The organism is Idiomarina baltica OS145, from assembly GCF_000152885.1.
Classification (GTDB): Bacteria; Pseudomonadota; Gammaproteobacteria; order Enterobacterales; family Alteromonadaceae; genus Idiomarina; species Idiomarina baltica.
Map to the genome: position 1 here is coordinate 55,059 of NZ_CH672407.1, position 4,412 is coordinate 59,470.

Here is a 4,412-nt window from a genome sequence, read left to right on the forward strand (position 1 = left end):
TGCGCGGGAACATTACCGAGTGATGCGGCTTCCCTCAAATACAAAATAGCCTTATCGATATCTTTTTGAACGAGGATTCCCTTATGATAATAGCGACCCAGCTGTTCTAACGCAGCAATAAGACCTTGCTTTGCTGCCTTTTCCATATACAAAATGCCCAACGCTTCATCTTGTTGATAGCAAACGCCCCAAGCAAGCATATCGCCATATAAAAATTGATACGTCGGACGCTTTTCAATATCAGCTTGCGCCTGAATATCTTGTACTAATTGACAGCGATCTTCAATTTCCACGCGGTGAAGATGGGTGTTTTTTGCAAACATATCCACTAATTCAGCATCACTATAAAGCTGAACCGCCTCGATTTCTCCGCTTTGCTCTTGCGCCTCAGCATAGGTTGAGCAAAACATCGCAAGGGCGAGTATGATAACAGCGTGCCTCATTGCTTTACCTTTACTATCGTCTCAATAACTCGTTATCGGCAGCAGCCAGCAAACCCTTGAACACTAAATCATCTTTTCGAATGTAAGAGATCGACTCTATACGATTGAGTGATTGAATTAATCGTTCACCATCACCTCCAGTAACAACGATATCAAAGGGCTCGTTATTAAAACGTTGCCGGCTAACATGCAATCCTTGGCTTATAGCGCCGACAAGCGCGTAATGGACACCATAACTCATTGCAGTCACCGTACTCGTCGCGGGTTCCCGAAAACACGCCTCCGTAAGCTCACCCTTAACTAATGCAGTTTTCTGATGCATCGATTCGTGCATTAAACGACGTCCTGGGACAATCCATCCGCCCAAATGCTGACCCGACGCATCCATCCAGTCGATCGTCATCGCCGTACCTGCATCGATAATCATGCAATTGTTATGCGCTTCTGAGCGGTAACCTAACAAAGCGAACCAACGATCAGCACCGAGTTTTTCGGGTTCCGAATAGCCGTTTTTTACGTCACGCCACGTCGTCGTACTGACTAACCAATTCACTGAGATTGCAAGCCGACGGAGTCCCTGTTCAATCGCACTCTTAACTTCGAGACTTGCAACAGAACAGCCACAGCATAACTTTATATCAGCCGCAACATCCTCGAGATCGACAGTCCACAGCTCGTTGGCAAGTAGATCAGCGTTTACATATTTATATTCACGGACGAGTTGGTCATTCCGATAAATGGCCAGTTTACTGCGCGTGTTACCGCTATCAATGACTAGTCGCATCACCGGGCCTCACAGATATTTCTCCTCCAAAAAAGCGCTTCACGCTACCGTCGACCTCAACTAAAAGCGCGCCGGTCTCATCGACACCGCGGCAAAGACCGTCAACTTTTCGTTCCCCTAGTAATAATCGAACCGGCTTGGTATCGAACTTATCGTATTCTCGCCATAATGTGGCAAACTGTCCAAAGCCCGAGTTTTCATAGTCCGTTAGCGTTCTGACGAGATACTGATGTAAGCGACCTGCGAACCGGTTACGCTGGAGTGGCAACGCTAAATGGCTATTCACGTCGGTCCACGCTTGATCAATAGACTGAGCGGCTGTGTCAGGTAGGGTTAAATTGATGCCCACACCAATCACACAACGTGCACTACCATCCTCAAGACTATCGATATCAATCAAAATACCAGCCACCTTTTTATTTTCAATGTACACATCGTTGGGCCACTTAACTGACACGTTTTTTATATTAAGCTGTTCTCGAAGTACGCGCGCTATTGCTAAACCCACCGCTAAGCTGAGACCCATAGCACGTCCCAGACCTTCTTCTAACCGCCAATACAGACTGATATACAGATTGGTACCGAATGGTGAGATCCATTGTTTTCCTCGCCGGCCACGACCCTGTGTTTGAGCCTCTGCCAGTATTGCATAACCCTGCGGTAATTGTTGTGTGTCGCTTAATTGCTTGAGGTCGTCATTGGTCGAGCCAACTATTGAGCTTACGTTTAACATGCTTTTCGGCAACTCGCTTGCCGCTACTATTTGTTCAGCATTGAGTAAGTCAATAGAGCTTGCAAGCCGATAACCTTTACCTGATACCGAAAATACGTCAATTCCAAGTGCGTCTAACCTTTCAATGTACTGATTAATAGCCGCACGCGAGACAGACATTGCTTGACCAAGTGATTCGCCCGAGTGAAATTCGCCATCATTCAGTAGCTTTATCAGCTGCTCTAGCCGTTGTTCGATTTTCATACTCATAATCCTTGATAGTTCGCTACGTCATCTATCAGACCATTACGACCGATCAGACGGACTTCTGGCTCGAGCATAACACTGAATGCCTGTTCAACACGCTGCTGAATAAGCCGACACAACGCCAACACGTCATCTCCTGTCGCATGTCCTCGATTAACAAGCACGAGTGCCTGCTTATTATGAACACAACAGTCACCACAACAAGTCCCTTTTAAGCCTAAGCACTCGATTAGCCAGCCGGCGGCTAGCTTGTAACCAGAGTCGACTTCAAACCCGACGAGATTCGGGAAGTCCCCTATGAGTTGTTGATAGCGCTCCACAGAAACAACTGGGTTTTTAAAAAACGATCCTGCATTGGGTATTTTATTAGGGTCTGGAAGCTTTGACGACCGAATAGCAATGACAGTGTCTGCAATTGTTCGTGCCGATATCGAGGCTTGGCTCTTAAGATCTGCGAGTGCAGGATAGCTTAAATTAGGTTGCCAAGCTTTTGGGATATAAAAATTAACGTGGGTAATAAGCCAACTACGCGGGTTCCTTTTAAATACACTATCGCGATAGCTAAAGTCACATTCATCGTTGGCTATTGTGTGAACTTCGCCTGTGGAAATGTGAATGGCTTCGACGCTTTGGATATACTGGCTCACCTCTACTCCGTACGCGCCAATATTTTGAACCGGTGCAGCACCCACTGAGCCAGGAATCAGCACAAGGTTCTCTAGTCCGTACATATTTTTAGCCAATGTCCACGTAACAAAGTCGTGCCAGTTTTCCTGCGCACCAACGCGAATATGCCAGCCAGACTGACTTTCTTGAAGCGATATACCTGTAATGTCGCTTTTTACTATAACGCCATCATAATTATCGACAAAGAGGGTATTAGTGCCTTCTCCTAAGATTAAGAAGCTATCCAAATCGACCACACTTCGTGCATCGGCAACGCTCGTAACGTTAAACACTTCTGAAGCATAATTATTAATTTTAAAGCTGTGATGAGAAGCTAAAGGCCACACAAAAAAACCCCAAATCCAAAATAATCATCAGATTATATCATAACGCCGTAGCGTGCGCCTTGGGCGCACGGCGCGATGTGGATGGTCGCGCAGGATGCGCGACGTACAGGAAGCGGTCGTAGCGTGCGCCTTGGGCGCACGGGCCGATATGGATGGTCGCGCACAATGCGCGACGTACAGGCACGGGCGTAGCGTGCGCCTTGGGCGCACGGGCCGATGTGGATTGTCGCGCACAATGCGCGACTTACGTGGCGCGGTCGCAGCGTGCGCCTTGGGCGCACGGGGCGGTTTGGGTTGTCGCGCACAATGCGCGACTTACGTGGCGCGGTCGTAGCGTGCGCCTTGGGCGCACGGGCCGATATGGATGGTCGCGCACAATGCGCGACGTACAGGGTGCGGGGGCGACGTGCGTCTGGCGAGCAGGCATAAAAAAACCCCAGCCGCTTGGCTGGGGTCATTCTATTTGAAGTCTGGCGCCGCCACAGGCGCTCGCAGAGCTCGCACCGTTCAAGCGGCGTCTTGCCACATGGGTGGCAAGCCGAATTCCCGCTTTCACCCTACTCTCACGTAGCACACCACCAGAAAATAAAAAATCCCCCGTGCTTGCGCACGAGGGATTGTTTATTTGAAGTCTGGCGGTGTCCTACTCTCACATGGGGAGACCCCACACTACCATCGGCGCTGGTATGTTTCACTTCTGGGTTCGGAATGGAGCCAGGTGGTGCCATACCGCTATGGCCGCCAGACATAAACTGTCACAACATGGATTCGGCTGATTGTATCGCCACTCTCTTATTCAATTCGATAAAGCGTCTTACGTGCTCAACAAGCAAACACCTTGGGTGTTGTATGGTTAAGTCTCACGGGCAATTAGTACGGGTTAGCTCAACGCCTTACAACGCTTCCACACCCCGCCTATCAACGTCGTCGTCTGCAACGACCCTTCAGAGCACTTAATGTGCTAGTGAGAGCTTATCTCGAGGCTCGCTTCCCGCTTAGATGCTTTCAGCGGTTATCGATTCCGAACTTAGCTACCCGGCAGTGCCACTGGCGTGACAACCGGAACACCAGAGGTTCGTCCACTCCGGTCCTCTCGTACTAGGAGCAGCTCCTCTCAACTCTCAAACGCCCACGGCAGATAGGGACCGAACTGTCTCACGACGTTCTAAACCCAGCTCGCGTACCACTTTAAA

Annotated in this window: 4 protein-coding genes, 1 rRNA gene and 1 other annotated feature (1 of these 6 only partly in view); all 5 genes read right to left on the reverse strand. The window is 49.2% G+C overall.

The features are described 5' to 3' along the window. Nucleotides 1–443, reverse strand: a 443-nt coding sequence (locus OS145_RS09370) for a tetratricopeptide repeat protein (RefSeq protein WP_006956152.1), incomplete at its 3' end; no start/stop codon positions are given. A 13-nt stretch (nucleotides 444–456) separates the two neighbouring features. Then, nucleotides 457–1,227 (reverse strand): type III pantothenate kinase, encoded by a 771-nt coding sequence (locus OS145_RS09375; RefSeq protein WP_006956153.1) that lies wholly within the window; start codon nucleotides 1,225–1,227, stop codon nucleotides 457–459. Next, a complete protein-coding gene (birA, locus tag OS145_RS09380; RefSeq protein WP_006956154.1) occupies nucleotides 1,211–2,203 on the reverse strand; it encodes a bifunctional biotin--[acetyl-CoA-carboxylase] ligase/biotin operon repressor BirA in 993 nt (330 codons plus the stop codon). Before birA ends, OS145_RS09375 begins: the two co-directional genes overlap by 17 nt. A gap of 2 nt (nucleotides 2,204–2,205) precedes the next feature. Beyond that, on the reverse strand, nucleotides 2,206–3,219 hold the full coding sequence (gene murB, locus OS145_RS09385) for a UDP-N-acetylmuramate dehydrogenase (RefSeq protein ID WP_006956155.1): 1,014 nt from the start codon (nucleotides 3,217–3,219) through the stop codon (nucleotides 2,206–2,208). A gap of 630 nt (nucleotides 3,220–3,849) precedes the next feature. After that, nucleotides 3,850–3,965 (reverse strand): 5S ribosomal RNA (rrf, locus tag OS145_RS09395). Nucleotides 3,966–4,068: 103 nt separating this feature from the next. Then, nucleotides 4,069–4,412 (reverse strand) — a sequence feature (mutual gap in cmsearch alignment for this rRNA model is longer than 100); it runs 2,645 nt beyond the window's last position.